Annotated in this window: 15 protein-coding genes, 2 rRNA genes and 2 pseudogenes; 11 read left to right on the top strand and 8 right to left on the bottom strand. The window is 34.9% G+C overall.

Going from position 1 to position 18,988, the window contains the following annotated elements; translation table 11 throughout:
- Window positions 1–150 precede the first annotated feature (150 nt).
- The gene (locus OOK97_RS02985) at window positions 151–1,182 is read right to left on the bottom strand and encodes a PDDEXK nuclease domain-containing protein (RefSeq protein ID WP_264705584.1); all 1,032 of its coding nucleotides are present in this window, start codon (window positions 1,180–1,182) and stop codon (window positions 151–153) included.
- A gap of 171 nt (window positions 1,183–1,353) precedes the next feature.
- Between OOK97_RS02985 and OOK97_RS02980 the strand changes: the two genes are divergently transcribed.
- Window positions 1,354–1,974: a hypothetical protein gene (locus OOK97_RS02980; protein WP_006279909.1), complete on the top strand. Its 621-nt coding sequence runs from the start codon at window positions 1,354–1,356 to the stop codon at window positions 1,972–1,974.
- Between the two features lie 184 nt (window positions 1,975–2,158).
- Here OOK97_RS02980 and OOK97_RS02975 read toward each other — a convergent pair whose 3' ends face one another.
- Window positions 2,159–2,497 (bottom strand): outer membrane protein assembly factor BamE, encoded by a 339-nt coding sequence (locus OOK97_RS02975; RefSeq protein ID WP_006279908.1) that lies wholly within the window; start codon window positions 2,495–2,497, stop codon window positions 2,159–2,161.
- Between the two features lie 131 nt (window positions 2,498–2,628).
- Here OOK97_RS02975 and OOK97_RS02970 point away from each other — a divergent pair, with 131 nt between their 5' ends.
- The 3 genes from OOK97_RS02970 to tsaB all read left to right on the top strand — a co-directional run bounded on the left by OOK97_RS02970 (window position 2,629) and on the right by tsaB (window position 5,471).
- On the top strand, window positions 2,629–3,618 hold the full coding sequence (locus OOK97_RS02970; protein ID WP_182320796.1) for a ribonucleotide-diphosphate reductase subunit beta: 990 nt from the start codon (window positions 2,629–2,631) through the stop codon (window positions 3,616–3,618).
- A gap of 138 nt (window positions 3,619–3,756) precedes the next feature.
- Window positions 3,757–4,887 carry a dicarboxylate/amino acid:cation symporter gene (locus OOK97_RS02965; RefSeq protein ID WP_264705583.1) on the top strand — a complete coding sequence of 377 codons (1,131 nt, stop codon included), beginning with the start codon at window positions 3,757–3,759 and terminating at the stop codon, window positions 4,885–4,887.
- On the top strand, window positions 4,887–5,471 hold the full coding sequence (tsaB, locus tag OOK97_RS02960; RefSeq protein WP_264705582.1) for a tRNA (adenosine(37)-N6)-threonylcarbamoyltransferase complex dimerization subunit type 1 TsaB: 585 nt from the start codon (window positions 4,887–4,889) through the stop codon (window positions 5,469–5,471). The genes OOK97_RS02965 and tsaB overlap by 1 nt, the downstream gene beginning before the upstream one ends.
- Here tsaB and OOK97_RS02955 read toward each other — a convergent pair.
- Window positions 5,466–6,089, bottom strand: a complete 624-nt coding sequence (locus tag OOK97_RS02955; RefSeq protein WP_264705581.1) for an AAA family ATPase — start codon at window positions 6,087–6,089, stop codon at window positions 5,466–5,468. The genes tsaB and OOK97_RS02955 overlap by 6 nt on opposite strands.
- Before the next feature lie 280 nt (window positions 6,090–6,369).
- On the opposite strand from OOK97_RS02955, the gene OOK97_RS02950 reads away from it, so the two are divergent.
- A complete protein-coding gene (locus OOK97_RS02950; protein WP_182320803.1) occupies window positions 6,370–7,080 on the top strand; it encodes a class II aldolase/adducin family protein in 711 nt (236 codons plus the stop codon).
- Between the two features lie 105 nt (window positions 7,081–7,185).
- Window positions 7,186–8,167 (top strand): annotated as a pseudogene (locus OOK97_RS07580) (IS3 family transposase).
- 568 nt (window positions 8,168–8,735) lie between these two features.
- Here the strand turns inward: OOK97_RS07580 and OOK97_RS02935 are convergent.
- The 3 genes from OOK97_RS02935 to pstC all read right to left on the bottom strand — a co-directional run bounded on the left by OOK97_RS02935 (window position 8,736) and on the right by pstC (window position 11,710).
- The gene (locus tag OOK97_RS02935; protein ID WP_065095371.1) at window positions 8,736–9,080 is read right to left on the bottom strand and encodes a F0F1 ATP synthase subunit epsilon; all 345 of its coding nucleotides are present in this window, start codon (window positions 9,078–9,080) and stop codon (window positions 8,736–8,738) included.
- Between the two features lie 12 nt (window positions 9,081–9,092).
- Window positions 9,093–10,520, bottom strand: a complete 1,428-nt coding sequence (atpD, locus tag OOK97_RS02930; RefSeq protein WP_012673086.1) for a F0F1 ATP synthase subunit beta — start codon at window positions 10,518–10,520, stop codon at window positions 9,093–9,095.
- Window positions 10,521–10,621: 101 nt separating this feature from the next.
- Window positions 10,622–11,710: a phosphate ABC transporter permease subunit PstC gene (pstC, locus tag OOK97_RS02925; RefSeq protein ID WP_038199744.1), complete on the bottom strand. Its 1,089-nt coding sequence runs from the start codon at window positions 11,708–11,710 to the stop codon at window positions 10,622–10,624.
- Between the two features lie 107 nt (window positions 11,711–11,817).
- On the opposite strand from pstC, the gene rpmH reads away from it, so the two are divergent.
- From rpmH to OOK97_RS02910, 3 genes and pseudogenes are all read left to right on the top strand, one after another.
- Window positions 11,818–11,952 (top strand): 50S ribosomal protein L34, encoded by a 135-nt coding sequence (gene rpmH, locus OOK97_RS02920; RefSeq protein WP_006279898.1) that lies wholly within the window; start codon window positions 11,818–11,820, stop codon window positions 11,950–11,952.
- A 67-nt stretch (window positions 11,953–12,019) separates the two neighbouring features.
- Window positions 12,020–12,295 (top strand): annotated as a pseudogene (gene rnpA / locus OOK97_RS02915) (ribonuclease P protein component); the annotation flags it as partial.
- Window positions 12,296–12,381: 86 nt separating this feature from the next.
- Entirely contained in the window at window positions 12,382–12,645 is a 264-nt protein-coding gene (locus OOK97_RS02910) for a hypothetical protein (protein WP_012673084.1), read from the top strand.
- A gap of 85 nt (window positions 12,646–12,730) precedes the next feature.
- Here OOK97_RS02910 and rrf read toward each other — a convergent pair.
- Both rrf and OOK97_RS02900 read right to left on the bottom strand, forming a co-directional pair.
- A 5S ribosomal RNA gene (gene rrf / locus OOK97_RS02905) occupies window positions 12,731–12,837 on the bottom strand.
- Between the two features lie 66 nt (window positions 12,838–12,903).
- Window positions 12,904–15,669, bottom strand: a 23S ribosomal RNA gene (locus tag OOK97_RS02900).
- Between the two features lie 335 nt (window positions 15,670–16,004).
- On the opposite strand from OOK97_RS02900, the gene OOK97_RS02895 reads away from it, so the two are divergent.
- Together OOK97_RS02895 and OOK97_RS02890 are read left to right on the top strand one after the other, a co-directional pair.
- A complete protein-coding gene (locus tag OOK97_RS02895) occupies window positions 16,005–17,081 on the top strand; it encodes a methyltransferase domain-containing protein (RefSeq protein ID WP_264705580.1) in 1,077 nt (358 codons plus the stop codon).
- 58 nt (window positions 17,082–17,139) lie between these two features.
- Window positions 17,140–18,924 carry a ribonucleoside-diphosphate reductase subunit alpha gene (locus tag OOK97_RS02890; RefSeq protein WP_264705579.1) on the top strand — a complete coding sequence of 595 codons (1,785 nt, stop codon included), beginning with the start codon at window positions 17,140–17,142 and terminating at the stop codon, window positions 18,922–18,924.
- Window positions 18,925–18,988: the final 64 nt, after the last annotated feature.

Below are 18,988 nucleotides of genomic sequence, written 5' to 3'. Positions count from 1 at the left end.
GCTTGTAATCCATAAAAATCACTTACTCCGTTACTATTCCAAAGTTTCAAGGCTATGAGAGAGTAAGTTATTGACTGCCACTCTTCTTCCTGAGCCTCCATGCTGAGCTTTTGGTTTGCTAAATAATTGTTTGAATGATTTTAGTAACCATTACTTTTCCTTATCTGAAATTTTGGATAATTCAGCTTCTAATTCTTCTATCGTCGGTAAAGCTGTTTTTATGTTCTCTGGTAGATTTTCAGTTATTCGATATTCCGCTAATCCTATTGGTTTATTTATGTCTTTGAGTGTATATTTAGCAAGTACATCGTCTTTAGATTTACATAAGATTAACCCTATAGAAGGTTGATCTGTCGAGTGCTTCAGTAAATCATCAACTGCAGAAAGATAAAAATTCATTTTACCAGCATATTCCGGCTTAAAATCCTTATCTTTTAGTTCAATCACTACGAAGCAACGTAACTTTAAATGATAGAATAATAAATCAATATAAAAGTCTTTATTACCAACATCTAAATGAAATTGTCTACCAACAAATGCAAATCCTTCACCGAGTTCTAACAGAAATTTTTCCATATGCCCTACGAGTCCTTTTTCTACTTCTCTTTCATGAGCATCCTTACCTATACTTAAAAAATCAAAAATATACGGATCTTTTAATGTGTAATGTGCTAGATCGGATTGTGGAGATGGTAATTTTTCTTTAAAATTAGTTATTGTTTTTCCTTGACGTTTATGTAGTCCAAGTTCTATCTGCATCACCATAATGTTACGTGACCAGCCATGTTCAATAGCTTTTTTTACATAAAATAATCTTATTTCATGACTTTCTATTTTTTCCAAAAGAGTGATATTGTGATACCAAGTTAATTGTGCAAGAGGCTCCTGCACAAATTCAACATCAGGATATTCTTCGGCAAACTTACGCATATACTTCAGATTTCTCGTGCTAAAGCCTTTCATTTCTGGAAATGTACTTCTCAAATCCTTACTTAATTGATCAATTACCTTAGCTCCCCAGGTATGTTCTTTTTGGCGTTTTAGGATCTCTGTACCAATATGGTGGTAAAGCAAAATAAGCTTACTATTTACTGCAAGTGCTGCCTTATAACGGTTTGTTGCAATACGATCTTTCAACTGCTCTAAAAGTTCTGTATATTCTTTTCCTATAATTTTTGTCATACGGTCCCTTTTAATCCATTATACAATTCTTTGTCTGTCGAGAAGACAATCTTTCGCTTGCCTGCAACTTTGAAGGGATTCCTTATTGACTTCAAAGTTGTCCATCAACTAAAATATATTGACTTTATGTGCAATATTAGCTTTAAACCAGTAAAACAAGCTGCTTAACATATGCGTTTTTTCTATTCTAATTATATTCTTTTTTTGTCTTTATGTTGTTTTCTGCTTTTTTCGTTACCTTCAACAAAAGCCCAAACGAATGATACGTCAGTTGTTCCTATACCACAAAGGAAAAAAGAATTGGTTGAGCACACTGTTGTAGCACAACCGAGGCAAATTATCGAAATGCAAGAAGAAGTCATTATTAACGAGGGTAAAGAATTCATTCCAATTCCAAAAAGAAAAAAAAGTGTAGAGAAAAAACTAAGAAGGGATGTTAGAGGGGCAAAAAATGAAATAGGAAACGAAAAAAGCGTTGAGAGCAAAAAGGATGAATTAGTTGTAACAGAAATTATTAACTCTATAAGAGACAAGCTCACAAAATGCTGGAGCATTCCTGAAAGCATAGCTTACAAAGAAAATTTTAATATAAAAATTAACTTATTGTTATCCAGTCAAGGCGAGATAATTATGGCGGATGTAGCAGACAGTGATTCCTATCGAAATAATCCACTTTTCAGGTCGATAGCAGATAACGCAATGCGTGCAGTATATAAATGTAGCCCATTAACCGGCTTGCCTACTCAGCACCACCACATTTGGCGTGAAGTAACACTAGACTTTATTCTATAGCTAAAGTAATTCTATAATTTAATAAGCCCACTGTATCCGTTCAGGATAGCAGCAAGGTAGTATAACCATAGAGTAAAAGTGAGTTTACAACAAATGGTGTCATCCCAGTGCTTGACACTGGGATGACGTTATACGGTTCTTGGATGCAAAGAAGAGTGAGAAAAACTCTATAGTTAGCAAACTTTCAATCAGAAACAGCCAAAGATCTCTCTAAGATGTCAGTTTCTTTTGTATCTTCAACTTTACCGTCCTGGTCGAATGAAATTTGCAGAGACTTACTACTATACTTCCTTTTTCCTAAAAAATTGGCTTGTTTAATTTTATATGAGACATAGTACCAAACATTGTCATCGAACTTTGATACTAATGTTGGTGATCCTAAAGTGTGAACCACTTTTTCTTTATCGTCACCTACTTTTATCTTGCTCCACAATTCAACACTAATGCCAGGAGCTCCGTGATTGTGAATAGTGTGAGTGCAGCTCACTGTAAATAATAAAATAAAAGATATTAATACTCGCATTTCTGTTGATAAATTACTTGAAGCTATAATACACTAATAAATTATCTGCCGTCAAATTTCAAAAAAGTTAAATTGACTGATTCTCAATATCACTTAATATAATATTTACTTTAGAAAATAATAGGTGTCTTATGTCATTGTTAAAAGCAGATCCAATATACAAACCTTTTAATTACCCTTGGGCGTATGATGCGTGGCTGCAGCAACAAAGAATCCATTGGATACCTGAGGAAGTTCCGCTTGCTGATGACGTAAAGGATTGGAAAACTAAACTTTCAAACGTAGAGAAAAATCTACTAACTCAGATTTTTAGATTCTTTACTCAGGCAGACATTGAAGTAAATAACTGCTACATGAGGCATTATTCAAATATATTTAAGCCAACAGAAATATGCATGATGCTTGCAAGCTTTTCCAATATGGAAACTATACACATTGCAGCTTATTCTTATCTTTTAGACACAATTGGCATGCCAGAAAGCGAGTATCAAGCATTCTTAAAGTATGATGCTATGAGAAAGAAGTATGAATACATGTTAGAATTCGAGGAAAGCAAAAAACACGATAAAAAACATGTAGCTAAAACTCTAGCGGTGTTTGGTGCATTTACCGAGGGGTTGCAGTTATTCGCATCATTTGCAATTTTGCTCAATTTTCAACGCTTTGGAAAAATGAAAGGCATGGGACAAATAATTGCCTGGTCAGCCCGTGATGAAACTTTGCACACCAATTCAATTATTATGTTATTTAATACATTTATTAAAGAGAATAATGAAATTTGGAACGATGAGTTTAAAGAGGAATTATATTCTGCATGCCGCACTATTGTTGAGCTTGAGGATGAGTTTATAAAGCTTGCTTTTAATTTCGGAGACGTTGAAGGACTATCTGCAGAAGAAGTGCGCAATTACATACGCTACGTAGCAAACAGACGGTTAATGCAATTAGGTCTTGAGTCCATATATGATGTTAATGATAATCCTATTCCGTGGCTTGATGAAATACTAAATGGCGTGGAACATACGAATTTCTTTGAAAATAGAGTAACAGAGTATAGCCGTGCAGCAACTCAAGGCACATGGGAGGAGGCTTTTACTGAAAACGACACGAATAATAAGTGAGTGCTAATTTCACTCTTCTTTGTCATTCCAGTGTCAGCTACTTTCATTACACCATTTGCTGTGCAGTTTAGACAGTTTTGCTTTACTTAACAACTAACTTACCATATATATGTCCATAGGACATTGGTATATAAGAACGTGCTACAACTATTAATCTTACTCACGGTCATCACTTCAGTTGCATTCTTTGGTCATTTAGTTCCAATGGAAGCAAAAACCTTCTTGTACTCAACGAGCCTGAGTATAAAAGAGGTTTTGCTATTTATAATGCCTTTTATTATTTTTGCGTTAATCTTTAGCAGTGTTAACAATCTTAAGCAGTCAGCTATAAAGTTCATATTGTTACTTATTATAATGATCTTCTTGTCAAATCTGGCTTCAAGTTTAATAGCTTATTCTGTTGGGCATTTCATCATACAAAACACTCATTCAATACAAGATATAACGTATGAAGAAACAATTGTTCCCTTATGGTCGTTTAGGCTGCCTGCATTGCTTTCTAATTTTTATGCCCTTGCCTGTGGATTTGTGTCCAGCATAGTAGTGTCCACACTGCTACCCAAGAAAAGCAAAGAGCTTTCGAACAAAATGTTAGATTTAACTCTCTTTATTTTGAAGACGTTTTTGACGCCGATTATTCCAATATTTGTACTTGGGCTTGCTTTAAAAATGCAGCATGATCAAGTTTTATCTATAATATTTAAGGATTACTCAATAATTTTCATTATTATAGCATCTGCAACCTACCTTTATGTTTTCCTCTTATATGGAGCAGCAAATTCATTCAAGATCACAAGCTGGATAGCTAGTATAGGCAATATGATACCGGCATTTATTACTGCAATGAGCACAATGTCTAGTAATGCAACTATGCCACTTACTCTTGAAGGAAGCAAAAAAAATGTAAAGCAACCTGACATAGCATCGTCTGTTGTACCAATAACTGCTAGCTTTCATTTAGTAGGTGATTGCTTTTTTATTATAATATTATCAATGATAATTGCCTCCGGTTATTCATTATTCACAATAGATTATGTAACTTTTCTTCTCTATTTTTTGTTATTTAAGTTTGCTATCGTGGCAGTGCCGGCAGGAGGAATTATGGTAATGCTACCTATTCTTGAGAAACATCTCAAATTCTCTCCAGAAATGCTTTCGTTAATTACAGCATTGTATATAGTGTTTGATCCAATAATCACTTCAGCAAATGTTATGGGTAATGGTGCCTTTACTATGATGTTTGCAAAACTCTATGATAAGCTTAAGTAATGTCTATTTTAGCGATTGATACTGTAGGTATTGGTAGTTCAATAGCAATAGTTGATTATGATGGTAATTGTTTTGTAGAGCGCAATTCCGCCAGCAATAGTCATGCAGAATCATTTTTTAAAACTTTAAATACTTTATTTAATAAGCACAATTATAACTACGATAAAATAGATCATTTGGCGGTAGTAGTTGGACCAGGAAGTTTCACTGGAATTAGAGTTGGTATATCAGCTGCACAAGGTATAAATCTTGCTACAAATAAGCCGTTATACGGGGTTAGTGCGCTGGAAGTTCAAGCCTACGCAATATCTTTGCTTTGTGCAAATAGCAAAAAAAATATCAGAGCTATAATCAAAAATGCTCAAGGGTTTTATACACAGTTATTTGATTTCAATTTATTGCCGCTGTCTGGTCCAACTGCAGCATGTGACCCTGGTCACGCTACAAGCAGTACACATATGGATTGCAATTTAAATGCTAGCCATGCAGGGCTATTAGTTCATTATAGACTAAAGAACAAGCAAAAATTAAATGAAGTTGAAGCTCTATATTTAAATGAGCCTCAGTATATGAAATTGCTATAGACTATTTTTTTGCATACACGCAATTTGGCTAAGCTTGTGCATCTGGTTTACTATCTCTTGAGCTACTTCTTTTATACTCATATTTGAATTTTCTATCTCTATAGCACTCGGTGGTGTAAATAAATTGTTAATCCTACATTGCTCTATCATGCTATTTAGATTAATCACCTTCCTATTTTTTCTTTGCATTTTTAATGCAATACGCTTTTGTAATGTCGGTAGATCACACCTAAGTACCACAGGAAGGATTTCTGTGTTCATTTTTTTACTAAGCCTTACTATTGAATCATACATCCTCATGTTCTGGTCATTATTTTCCATCAACTCATCAATAAATATGTAATTTTTTGAGTGAATCGGATAATTTTCTATTACCTGAAGCATAATTTGCATAATGCCATATATTCTATCTTGAACTTCTTTAGGTATTTGATCACGTTCAAAGACACCATCGTATATAGAGCAAGCTTGAACATTGTTATAGAACTTACTATTTACAATTAATGCGTTTATCATATTAGATAATTCTATTGCTGTGGAAAGTTTACCACTTCCCGAAAGACCAGAGAGATATATGAAAAATCCTGCTGGCTGTTTTTTTGTGTTAATATTTACCATATTATTTTCAATCTTGAAACTTACATTTATAATAACATAAAAATGAAGCTTTAAAGCATATGAAATATTATATAGAAAATTATTTTTGTAGTTAAGATATTATGTAATTTAAAAACATAAATTCTGTATATAAACTCTATAATAACGATAACTATTTTTAAGCAAGCTACAACACAAAAGTGTTTGGTATTCAGAAAGCAAGACAGAGTGGCATAGACTTATTAGTTTACTACAAGTCTCTTTTCGCGTATAAACCTTCAGAAGATTCTAACAGAGGATTGTGTTGTTAACAAAGAGCAGAGTAAAAAGGGATCTAGTCTATGCCTATCAGATTTTGTCCTACCTTAAGTTCGATGATCATACATATACTCACCTTTCAGTGCGTTCTGAAGATCAAAAGTCGTTTTATATTTATCCGTTTGGTATGCGTTTTGATGAAGTAGATGAACGTTCGTTAATGAAAGTATCATTTGATGGAGATGTAATTGAAGGCAAAGAATATCAATATAATAGAACTGGCTATATAATTCATGGTTTTGTTTATCAAGCACGGAAAGATATTCAAGCAATTTTTCACTTGCATACACCTTCTATTGTAGCGGTTTCTTCTCTCAAAGATGGGCTGCTTCCTATAAGTCAATGGGCACTGCACTTTTACAATAAAATCTCTTACCATAATTATAATTCCCTAGCACTTAGCGATACAGAAGGAAAAAGGTTAATAGCTGATCTGAAAGAAAATTTTGTCATGTTAATGCGTAATCATGGATCTATAACGTGTGGTCGGACTATACAAGAAGCAATGTTTTACACGTATCATTTAGAACAAGCGTGCAAAACTCAATGTTTAACGTTAGCAATGAATAAGGAGTTATCAATTCCAAGTGAAGAAATTTGCTCAAAAGCTGTAAAGGATCTCCTATCTTTTGAAAGCAATCTTGGTGAGAGGGATTGGCACGCATGGGTTAGACTAATTAAAAGTAAGTTGTAAGAGACTTTCGCACTACTATCTGTCATCCAAGTAGTGACCTTACCCAGAAAAAGTAGAGAGAAAGTTAAGACGTTTTTGGAGTAAAATAAAACGTTTTTTCAAAATATGACAAATAGAAGAGAATATACAGCAGAATTCAAATTAGAAGCTGTTAAGCTGGTTAAAGAAACAGGTCAAGCAAGTACAAAAATAGCAAAAGATCTAGGTATAGATGGCAGTATGTTAAGTAAGAAAATATGATGGAAAAATGTCTGGAGCATACGCATTTCCAGGCAAAGGCTCCTTATGACAAAGAAAGATTTGATCTAAAAAAAGAACTAACAAGAGAAAGAGACATTTTAAAAAAAGCCCTGGGCAAAGAAAAAGAGTAAAGTATTCTTTTATATAGAAATTGCTATAAAACACAGGAACTATGTAGGGTTTTGTACTGGTGGTATTGGTTGCTAAGGAAAAAAGCAGTAAAGAATTAGCAAAAGAAGGGCTTCTAGCAGATATTCAAAAAATACATCAAGCATTCTAAATGCAGATATGGAGCCCCTAAAATTCACGCTGAATTAAAAGCTTTAGGCAAAAATTAAAACAGTACAAAGTGTTATGCAAGAAAATGGCATTAAAGCCAAGCTTAGACGAAGGTTCAAAAATAAAAAACAGCAAATAAGCAACCGAGTTGTGGCTCCGAACACATTGGATCAAAATTTTACTACTGATCAGCCAAATAAAGTTTGGGATTACCTACATAAAAACTAAAGAAGGTTGTTGGCGGCAATAATTGACCTATATTCACGCATGGTGGTTAATGAGTAACATGATAATTAGTTATAGATTCTTTATTGATGGCCGTTGATAAACGCAAACCCGATAAAAATCTGCTGTTACATAGCGATCAAGGGTCACAGTATACCTCTCAAAATTACCAATTTCTATTGAATACAAAAAACATCATTTCCAGCATGAGCCATAAGGGCTGTTGTTACGATAACTCTGTTGCAGAAAAGTTCACTTAAAAGGGAGCTGCTTATTGATACTTCTCGCTCAACAAACCAGAACTGCCATATTTGAATACATAGAAATCTTTTATAACAAATAACGTAGACATTCTACTATTAACTATTGCATTCCTGCACAATTTATTCTCATGATAAAAACGTCTTAACTTTCTCTCTACTTTTTCTGGGTAAGGTCAAACATGCAATACCAATAATGCTAATATATTTTATAATTTTTCTCATAAGATATTTTACAATGCTTCTAATAATATTAGATATCATCTATAAAATTAAAAAATCCATGAAAGGGGATGAAAATATGTAAAAAAGTATTATTGATTAATTAAAAACAGATTTTGATTTGATAATACTAATAAAATCGATTTATCTTAAATTTACGTTGATTTTTACCTGTTATTTTTTGTAGTTTATCCAACGTAAATTCCAGGTAAAACAAAGTCGTTATCTCCAACCGTTACAACCAACTCTCCTTCTTTAATTTTTATTTGATTAGGTGTATGGTCCCATACCATCACACTCTGGGATCATACACCTAAAGTACTCCGACACTGGGATGACACCCCGGGGTTTCTGGGATGACAAAAAAGAGCCCCCTGAGCAAAAATCTTATAGCCACTTGAATGATAATTGACTTTTTGCCTAAAATAACTAAGAAAGAAACTTCTCATCAAGATAACTTAAGTATATACTAATTCTCTTATTTTTAAACGATTTCTCATCATGAATTGCACGATCAAAAACCTGAATTTGACTTGTTATAATGCTACAATTATTACTTGCAACTTCTAATACGCCACTATCAATTACAACTTTCTTTTCTGTTTGGTTACTCATTTTAACAGTAATCATACCAGGCAATAAATAAATTAAGTAAGGAGCATGGTGAGCTAAAATCATAAGCTCCCCTTCGAGCCCAGTTACTGAAAGAGAAACCACTCCACTGAATGAAATTTGATCATCAGGAGAGAAAAATTGCACTTTAAAAGTATTCATAATCTTTAACTTTTATTTAGCTTCAGCTTGTATTAATTCAGCCTTTTTTATTGCTTCATCTATATTCCCCACCATATAAAAAGCAGCCTCTGGTAAGTGATCATATTTGCCTTCAACAATCCCTTTAAAACTGGAAACAGTATCAGAAAGTGAAACAAATTTACCAGGCATGCCAGTAAATATTTCTGCAACGTGAAAAGGTTGAGAAAGAAATTTCTGAATCTTACGAGCCCTATCAACAATAATTTTATCTTCATCAGATAGCTCATCCATACCAAGTATTGCGATAATATCTTGCAGTGATTTATAAGTTTGCAATATACGTTTCACCTCAGAAGCTACCTTATAATGTTCTTCACCAATGATTTCAGCAGATAAAGACTGAGAAGTTGAATCAAGTGGATCAACAGCAGGGTATATTCCCATTTCAGCTATTTGCCTTGACAACACTGTGGTGGCATCAAGGTGAGAGAACGTAGTTGCTGGAGCTGGATCAGTTAAATCGTCCGCAGGAACATATATAGCTTGCACAGAAGTAATAGAGCCAGAAGTTGTTGAAGCTATTCTTTCTTGCATTGCACCCATATCAGTTGCAAGGGTTGGCTGATAACCAACAGCTGACGGTATTCTTCCAAGTAAAGCAGAAATTTCAGAACCAGCTTGTGTAAATCTAAAGATATTATCCACAAAAAATAGAACATCTTGGTTTTCACGGTCACGAAAATACTCTGCCATAGTAAGTGCTGTTAAAGCAACTCTAGCCCTTGCTCCAGGAGGCTCATTCATCTGACCATAAACCAAAACAGCTTGAGATTTTTCATGCTCATTTATATTTATTACATTTGAAGTGATCATCTCGTGATAAAGATCGTTACCTTCACGCGTTCTCTCCCCTACCCCGGCAAACACAGAAAATCCTTTATGAGCTTTTGCTATATTATTAATTAATTCCATTATTAGGACTGTTTTACCAACACCGGCTCCACCAAATAAGCCAATTTTTCCTCCTTTAAGATAAGGTGCAAGAAGATCTATAACTTTTATTCCCGTAACTAAAACTTCTTCCTGTATTCTCTGTTCAGTAAAACTTGGAGGTGCTCTGTGTATAGGCTCTAAGTTATATTTTCCCTTCAGTGGACCACACTCATCTATAAGCTCTCCAACAACATTAAAAATCCTTCCTAAAGTTGAACGCCCAATTGGCACCGATATTGGTGCACCTGTATCAACAAATTCATCCCCCCTTGACATGCCATCTGTGCTATCCATAGCAATACAACGAACTATATTGTCACCTATATGCTGCGAAACTTCTAAAACCAGCTCCTTATCCTTATATTTTAGTTTGCTTTTTAAAGCATTAAATATTTTAGGCAATTCACCTTCAAATTTTATATCAACAACTGCTTGAGTTACCTTAATCGCTCTACCTATATTCATCTCTTTATTTTTATCACCTAACACTATAATTCCATAAAAGAACTTCTAAAGAAAATAAATTTTATATTATTAATAGAAATTTTGCAACATTAAAACGCTTACTAGTTACGCTTCATTACAAACAATGCAAACGCATTTAATAGCCAAGTAATAATAAACAATACTAAACTAAGCGCATAAGCAGCAAGAGTTTGTACACTATTGAAATCCTGATCTCCGGTAAGTAATGTAGCGATCTGCACGGTAATGGTAGTAACTGAATTAAGAGGGTTAAAAGTCAAATTTGCGTTGATTCCCACAGCCATTAGCACAATCATTGTTTCACCTATCACTCTTGAAATTGACAATAAAATTGCACTTAAAATTGTAGGCATTGCATAAGGTATTGTTATATGCCATATAGTTTCCGCTGGAGTTGCACCAAGTGCCATGAAGCCATAACGCAAGCTTTTTGGAACAGATCTTATGGCATCTTCGAGTAAAGAAATAATAAAAGGAAGAATCATTATCCCAATCGATAAACCGGCAACTAAGGCACTTTCTGAGTGTATACTTAAACCAAAAAAATTTGCTACCTGCTTTATAAAGAAAGACAAAAACACAACCGCGAAATATCCATATACAACCGTAGGAATAGCAGACAAAACTTGCAAAGTTGTATTAACAATATAACGCACTTTCTCACTCGCATATTCACTAATATATATTGCAGAAAATAAACCAAGCGGAACGACAACTAACATTGCTATAATAGTTATAAGTAATGTACCAACTAAAAGCGGCGCTATACCAAAACATCCTATCTTCTCTTCATTGATAGTGACTACATTGTGGCCCCATTTCAAGCAAAACAAGAATTCTGAAATAGCTACTTTATTAAAAAAACTAATGGATTGAATAAAAATAGACAGCATTATAAATAAAGTGATAAAAAATGATATGGCCAAAGCCACAAATAACGAAAGTTTTATTATCTTATTTCTTTTATTTTTAAAGATAAAAGCAAGCATGAAAAAAAGTAACGCTATAGAAATAAAAGTTACAAAACAATTATTATAGAATACTAACAACCAAGTTAGCATCCATACACAACTAAGATATAGATAAGATTTAACCTTATTTACTTCTTGAAACCTACTAAAACAAAATAAAAGGATTAGTAAGACAGGTATGACTATCACCGAATTCATTCTTCCATGCATCAAATTTTATTCTACGAAAATGTCATACAAGTTCACCATTATTTGACAATAAAGTAAAACAATTTAAAATAAATAATTATATTAATATAAAAACAATGAAGAGAACATTTCAACCAAAAAATTTGATAAGAAAGCGCAGACACGGATTTCGTTCACGTATGGCAACAAGAGCTGGAAGAAAAATCCTTAATAGGCGCCGTTCATTAGGGTGTAACAAATTATGCGCATAGTAAGTATAAAAAAAAAGATTTTTCTTCTGCTTTCAAAAATAAGTTAGCACTCAACAGTCTTTTTTATCGTGGGCTTTATATATCACTGTACGCTATAAAAGAAAGAGAACCTGAAAAGTACATTCATACTATTAGAGTAGGTCTGGCTATCAGTAAAAAAACCGGAAAAGCAGCAAAAAGAAATAAAATAAAAAGGCAACTACGAATGCTTGCTAAAATTAGCATTTTAAATATAAGTAATATAGGGCACTACTACATAATACTAACTCATAGAAACATTATGCAAGCAAGTTATAAAAACTTACAAAAAGATCTAACTATTTGCTTAAAAAAGATAAAATAAAAAAAAATCTCAATTAAGGTATTTACAACTATATTTTTTATGATAATATAGGTAAAATTTTTAAAAATAGTTAATGGGTGTGGTGAATGGTAGAGCATATAAAAGAGGTAAATAACACAGGCTTTGGTCAGATGTATCAATTCTTATTTCTTCCTAAAGGAACAGGAACAGATTGGAGGTCAGCATTTCGCCAACAAGAAGAATTATTTAAAAAAGTGGGAAGTAATGTAATATTACCAGAAATCAGTAATTCTCCTTCAAAAGGGAATCAATTAGGGGAAGTAGGAACAATGCTAAATAATGTAGAAAATGACCAAGAACATATAAGAAAAAAAAGATATCGTGGTTAAAGTAAAAACTTAAAGAATAGTAACAAAACAAGAAAGTTAAAATATAAGTATACCTACTGTCTAATTAACAAAGAAATTTTTATAAACTTGGCGGCGACCTACTCTCCCTTTTCAAGTACCATCAGCGCTAAAAAGTTTCACTTCCGAGTTCGAGATGAGATCGGGTGGTTCATTTTTGCTATAGCCACCAAGTCAATAAAAATTTCTAACTTAACAATTTTAACTTAATATTTAACACTGCATACACACATATAGAAAGCAAATAAATCAATCAGGCTATTAGTACTAGTTAGCTTCACATGTTACCATGCTTCCACACCTAGCCTATCAACGTGGTAGTCTTCCACGGCCTTAATTGGGAAATCTTTTTGAAGAGGGTTTCTTGCTTATATGCTTTCAGCAATTATCCCATCTATACATAGCCACCCAGCGATGCTATTGGCATAACAGCTGGTACACCAGAGGTATATCCATCTCGGTCCTCTCGTACTAGAGTCAGACCTTCTCAAATTTCCTTCACCCACGGCAGATAGAAACCGAACTGTCTCACGACGTTCTAAACCCAACTCACGTATCACTTTAATCGGCGAACAGCCGAACCCTTGGGACCTTCTTCAGCCCCAGGATGTGATGAGTCGACATCGAGGTGCCAAACGGTGTCGTCGCTATGAACGCTCGAACACCATCAGCCTGTTATCCCCGGCGTACCTTTTATCCGTTGAGCGATGACCCTTCCATACAGAATCACCGGATCACTATGACCGACTTTCGTCTCTGCTTGGCTTGTCAGCCTCGCAGTCAGGCAAGCTTATGCCATTATACTATCAAGCTGATTTCCGACCAGCTCTAGCTTACCTTCGCACGCCTCCGTTACTTTTTAGGAGGCGACCGCCCCAGTCAAACTACCCACCATACAATGTCCTAGTTCCAGATAATGAAACATAGTTAGATATCAAAAGTGTAAAGGGTGGTATCTCAAGGTTGACTCCATTATAGCTAGCGCCATAACTTCAAAGTCTCCCACCTATCCTGCACATCACACTTTTAATAGCAATGTAAAGCTATAGTAAAGGTGCACGGGGTCTCTTCGTCTAACCGCGGGTACCCCGCATCTGCACGGGGAATTCAATTTCGCTGAAGTGATGTTGGAGACAGTGGAGAAATCGTTACGCCATTCGTGCGGGTCGGAACTTACCCGACAAGGAATTTCGCTACCTTAGGACCGTCAGTGTTACGGCCGCCGTTTACTGGGGCTTCAATTCGGAGCTTGCACCCTTCCTATTAACCTTCCAGCACCGGGCAGGCGTCAGACCCTATACTTCCACTTACGTGTTTGCAGAGTCCTGTGTTTTTAGTAAACAGTCGCTACTCCCTATTTTGTGCCACCTACTCATAGTTGCCTAAAAGCAGGTTACCCTTCTTCCGAAGTTACAGGTATAATTTGCCGAGTTCCTTCAACATCATTCTTTCAACACCTTAGTATACTCTACTCATCCACCAGTGTCGGTTTGCGGTACGGCCTCATAAATATAAGTGCTATTTCCTGGAGCTTCTTTTAAGCATAGATCAATCCAATAAGATCTATACAAATACGAAACCCGTCACACTTAAGAGGTTTAGGAATATTAACCTAATTGCCATCGACTACTCCTTTACGGACTCGCCTTAGGAACCGACTAACCCTACGCAGATTAACTTAACGTAGGAACCCTTAGATTTTTGGTGAGAGTGTTTTTCACACTCTTTTACGCTACTTATGTCAGCATTCTCACTTCCGATATCTCCAGCAGTTTTCACAAACCACCTTCACAGACTTACGGAACGCTCCGCTACCGCGCCTATTGATCGAAATCAATAAGCACTCACATCTTCGGTATACAGCTTTAGCCCCGGTACATTTTCGGCGCAGAAAAACTTATTTAGACAAGTGAGCTGTTACGCTTTCTTTAAAGGATGGCTGCTTCCAAGCCAACCTCCTAGCTGTAATGGTTTTTCTACTTCCTTCCCCACTTAGCTGTAATTTTGGGACCTTAGATAGTGATCTGGGTTGTTTCCCTCTTCACCACGGACTTAGCACCCGTAGTGTGCCTGCTGTATAATTAATTGTTGGTATTCGGAGTTTAGTTAGATTTGGTAAGACGGTGAATCCCCCTAGTCTATCCAGTGCTCTACCCCCAACAACATACATACAACGCTCTACCTAAATAGATTTCGCGGAGAACCAGCTATTTCCAAGTTTGATTGGCCTTTCACCCCTAATCACAACTCATCCAATAATGTTGCAACATTAACTGGTTCGATCCTCCAGTGTGTTTTACCACACCTTCAATCTGGTCATGACTAGATCACTTGGTTTCGGGTCTAATCCATAAAACTAAAACGCCCTATTCAGACTTGCTTTCGCTACGCCTACACCTAACGGCTTAAGCTTGCTTCATAGATTAACTCGCTGACCCATTATGCAAAAGGTACGCTGTCACTCTAAATATCAATAAATTGATATAGAGCTCCAACTGTTTGTAAGCACTTGATTTCAGATTCTATTTCACTCCCCTCCCGGGGTTCTTTTCACCTTTCCCTCACGGTACTTGTTCACTATCGGTCGTTAAGGAGTATTTAGGCTTGGAGGATGGTCCCCCCATATTCAAACAGGATTTCACGTGCCCCGCTCTACTCAAGGATTTAAAAACTTTCTACTTATACAGGACTATCACCTTCTATGGTTACTATTTCCAGAGTATTCTAATTCTTATTCTTAAATCACTAGCCTTTTCCGCTTTCGCTCGTCACTACTAACAGAATCTCGGTTGATTTCTTTTCCTTTGGCTACTTAGATATTTCAGTTCACCAAGTTTGCTTTACATACTTAGTACGTAATAACTAGCTAAACTAGTTGGGTTTCCCCATTCGGAAATCTGCGGATCAAAATTTGTTGACAATTCCCCACAGCTTATCGCAGCCTGCCACGTCCTTCATCGCCTCTTAACGCCAAGGCATCCATCAAGTGCTCTTAATAATTTATTTATCCGACTATATGCAGAATATGCAGAGTTAAATATTATTAAAATTGAATTGAGATTAAATTAATCTCTACCATAAAACTTGTCAAACATCTAAAAACTAAATTAATCTTTTATATATTATAACCTAATAAATAATATGTCAACGCCTTTTTGCACAAAACATTTACTTATATTATCAACAACAATATACTAGCAATCCTAAACAGTATAATCTGAGAAATATGTGGTAAACTTATATATACAGTAAAAATTAATAAAAAAGATATTTTGTAAGATAAAATGTGTTAAAATCAATTGCCTAAAAATGATAATAAACATTCGGAGTATTTCTAACGTATGAAAAGTAATCTCTCTTTTATAAAAAACGTTGCTTTAAATTGTATGTCTAAGCTCATTGGCGTATTAAATATTAAGAAAGTAAAACACTTCATTGTGAATAAATATAATACTCTTCATAAAGAAATGACAGTGCTTCTTAAAAAATCTAAGAACCTGTTAAACACCAACATTGAAATCGGTTTATATCACTTTTATAAAGGTAGCATATCAGATGCAAAGTTACGATTTTGGTTAATTAGCATATTTTACCCCCATTTACCTATAGTCTGGTATAACATCGGAAGGTGTCATTTTGCGGTAGGGAATACTAACAAAGCTTATAATTATTTAACAAGGACACTAAAATTAGATAATGACCACGAGGAGGCGTCTTACTATATAAAAAAAATGACAAACTCAGCGCTTATTACAGAATTGCCAAAAAACCTCATAAGACAATATTTTGATTACACAGGTGAATATTTTGTTGAGCATTGGTTGATTGCCAAACAATATAGAGGGCATGAACTTGTACACATGATAATTACAAAAATCTTCAACAACTCCACTTCTGAGCTCAATATACTTGACCTTGGTTGTGGGACTGGAATATGTGGTCATTTCTTAAAAATAAATAGTATTGGAAACCACATAACAGGAATTGACATTTCAAGTAGAATGCTAAATATCGCAAGAGGATGCTTTATAAAAGGTAAGCCTGTTTACAATGAATTAATACATATGGAAATGAAAGAGTTTCTTAAACAAGAGAAAAACCAGCAGTATGATGTAATTATCTTTGCTGAAGTGCTACATTATCTACATGACTTTCAAGAAGAATTGAAATTAGCAAAAAGATCTACGAGCAAAAAAGGAGTTATTGTATGTTTAATAAGAAGAAAGGAAGGTGAAGGTATTGACTTTGTAAATAAAGGAGACTATTTTCGTCACTCAGAAAGTTATGTTCAACATGTTGCAAAAGAAATAAATATGCAAATAAGTTATATGAGTTACTGTAAAATATATGGCAGTCAGGTTGACGGTATCTTGTTTGCATTACAGCATCAACAAGAAAATCCGAAAAACCTAACTTAAAAATCGCTCAAAATGACTTTTAAGTATCTATATATAATAAAAGAATAAAAGGAATTTTATGAATAACATTACCATTAATTACGCAAAGGACAGCAAATTAACCGACTTTGGAAAAGCAGTTCTATCAGACAGGTATTTAATAGAAAATGAAAGTTATCAAGACCTCTTTGCACGTATTGCTAATTACTATTCTGATAATAAAGAACATGCGCAGCGTCTTTATGACTACATGAGCAACTTGTGGTTCATGCCTTCAACACCAATACTCAGCAATGGTGGCACTAAGAGAGGGTTACCTATCTCTTGCTTTCTTAATGAAACCGAAGACAGCTTGCAGGGAATAGTTGATCTATGGAACGAAAATGTTTGGCTTGCTGCACGTGGAGGAGGCATAGGTAGTTATTGGGGAAATTTACGCTCAATAGGCGAAAGCGTAAAGGGTAGCGGCAAAACATCAGGAATTGTTCCATTTATTGTAGTGCAAAATGCTCTAACGCTTGCAATTAGTCAGGGATCCCTAAGGCGAGGAAGTTCAGCAGTCTATCTTCCTGTATCTCATCCGGAGATAGAAGAGTTTCTGGATTTGCGCAAGCCAACAGGCGGTGACCCAAATCGCAAAGCGTTAAATATACATCATGCTGTAATAGTAACAAATAAATTTATGCAGGCTGTTGAGAATGATCAAGAATGGAATTTAATAAGCCCTCACAACAATAAGGTTATTTCAATTGTAAAAGCGCGGGATATATGGATCAAAATATTAACAGCAAGAGTTGAAACTGGAGAACCTTACATTATTTTCCTTGATGCAACAAATAACAATAAGCCAGAATCTTACAAAAAGCTCAACTTAGACATCAAGATGTCAAATCTATGCAGTGAAATAACTTTAACTACAGGTTATGATCACCTGAATAAGTCACGCACTGCTGTATGTTGTCTATCATCCGTAAACCTTGAGTACTACGAAGAATGGAAAGACAATAAACTCTTCATAGAAGATATAATGCGCTTTCTTGATAATGTATTGGAAGATTTCATAAATAAAGCACCGAATGAAATGCAGCGAGCAAAATATTCTGCAGCCAGAGAACGCAGTATTGGTCTTGGTGTGATGGGCTTTCATTCATTTTTACAAAGCAAAATGGTTCCTTTTGAATCAGTAACAGCACAACAATGGAATAAAAAAATATTTAAGTATTTACGCGAGCAAGCAGATATAGTTTCTAAAAAATTAGCAGAAGAAAAGGGAGCATGTCCTGATGCCAAAGAAGTTGATCTAATGGAAAGGTTTACACACAAACTCGCTATTGCTCCTACTGCCTCGATCTCCATTATTGCAGGTAATACCTCCCCTGGAATAGAACCATACGCAGCAAACGTATTCATACAAAAGACACTTACAGGCTCATTTGTAGTGCGAAATAAATTCTTACAAAAACTATTAGCAGAAAAAAATCAAGACAATGATAAAATATGGTCTTCAATTTCAACAAACGAGGGTTCCGTTCAGCATTTAGATTTTCTTAGTGAGCATGAAAAATTGACATTTAAAACAGCGTACGAGCTTGACCAAAGATGGATTATAGAACATGCAAGTAATAGAACTTCGTATATTTGTCAATCTCAATCAGTAAATCTGTTCTTACCTGCCAACGTACATAAACGTTACTTGCACAAAATACACATGCTTGCTTGGAAAAAAGGATTGAAGAGCTTATATTACTGCAGATCACAATCAATGCAGAGAGCCGATAAGGTCTCGCATGACATATTCAAAAAAAGTGAAATATTGCAACAAAAAACAGATATTGACTACGATGAATGTCTGTCATGCCAATAGCGGCCTTACTCAAAAAAGTAGAGAGAAAGTTAAGCAAATGGGTAAATAGACTTCTTGCATAACC

Origin of the sequence: Wolbachia endosymbiont (group A) of Gymnosoma rotundatum, from assembly GCF_947250765.1 — a bacterium.
Lineage (GTDB): Bacteria > Pseudomonadota > Alphaproteobacteria > Rickettsiales > Anaplasmataceae > Wolbachia > Wolbachia pipientis.
This window is presented reverse-complemented; position numbering and strand designations above follow the sequence as displayed.

What these genes read in the sequence shown, in the direction of transcription:
- pstC (WP_038199744.1), bottom strand. Translation starts at nt 11,710, where the DNA reads ATGAATTCGGTGATAGTCATACCTGTCTTACTAATCCTTTTATTTTGT.
- OOK97_RS02975 (WP_006279908.1), bottom strand. Translation starts at nt 2,497, where the DNA reads ATGCGAGTATTAATATCTTTTATTTTATTATTTACAGTGAGCTGCACT.
- OOK97_RS02890 (WP_264705579.1), top strand. Translation starts at nt 17,140, where the DNA reads ATGAATAACATTACCATTAATTACGCAAAGGACAGCAAATTAACCGAC.
- OOK97_RS02985 (WP_264705584.1), bottom strand. Translation starts at nt 1,182, where the DNA reads ATGACAAAAATTATAGGAAAAGAATATACAGAACTTTTAGAGCAGTTG.
- OOK97_RS02910 (WP_012673084.1), top strand. Translation starts at nt 12,382, where the DNA reads ATGGTAGAGCATATAAAAGAGGTAAATAACACAGGCTTTGGTCAGATG.
- OOK97_RS02980 (WP_006279909.1), top strand. Translation starts at nt 1,354, where the DNA reads ATGCGTTTTTTCTATTCTAATTATATTCTTTTTTTGTCTTTATGTTGT.
- OOK97_RS02935 (WP_065095371.1), bottom strand. Translation starts at nt 9,080, where the DNA reads ATGAATACTTTTAAAGTGCAATTTTTCTCTCCTGATGATCAAATTTCA.
- rpmH (WP_006279898.1), top strand. Translation starts at nt 11,818, where the DNA reads ATGAAGAGAACATTTCAACCAAAAAATTTGATAAGAAAGCGCAGACAC.
- tsaB (WP_264705582.1), top strand. Translation starts at nt 4,887, where the DNA reads ATGTCTATTTTAGCGATTGATACTGTAGGTATTGGTAGTTCAATAGCA.
- atpD (WP_012673086.1), bottom strand. Translation starts at nt 10,520, where the DNA reads ATGAATATAGGTAGAGCGATTAAGGTAACTCAAGCAGTTGTTGATATA.
- OOK97_RS02895 (WP_264705580.1), top strand. Translation starts at nt 16,005, where the DNA reads ATGAAAAGTAATCTCTCTTTTATAAAAAACGTTGCTTTAAATTGTATG.
- OOK97_RS02955 (WP_264705581.1), bottom strand. Translation starts at nt 6,089, where the DNA reads ATGGTAAATATTAACACAAAAAAACAGCCAGCAGGATTTTTCATATAT.
- OOK97_RS02970 (WP_182320796.1), top strand. Translation starts at nt 2,629, where the DNA reads ATGTCATTGTTAAAAGCAGATCCAATATACAAACCTTTTAATTACCCT.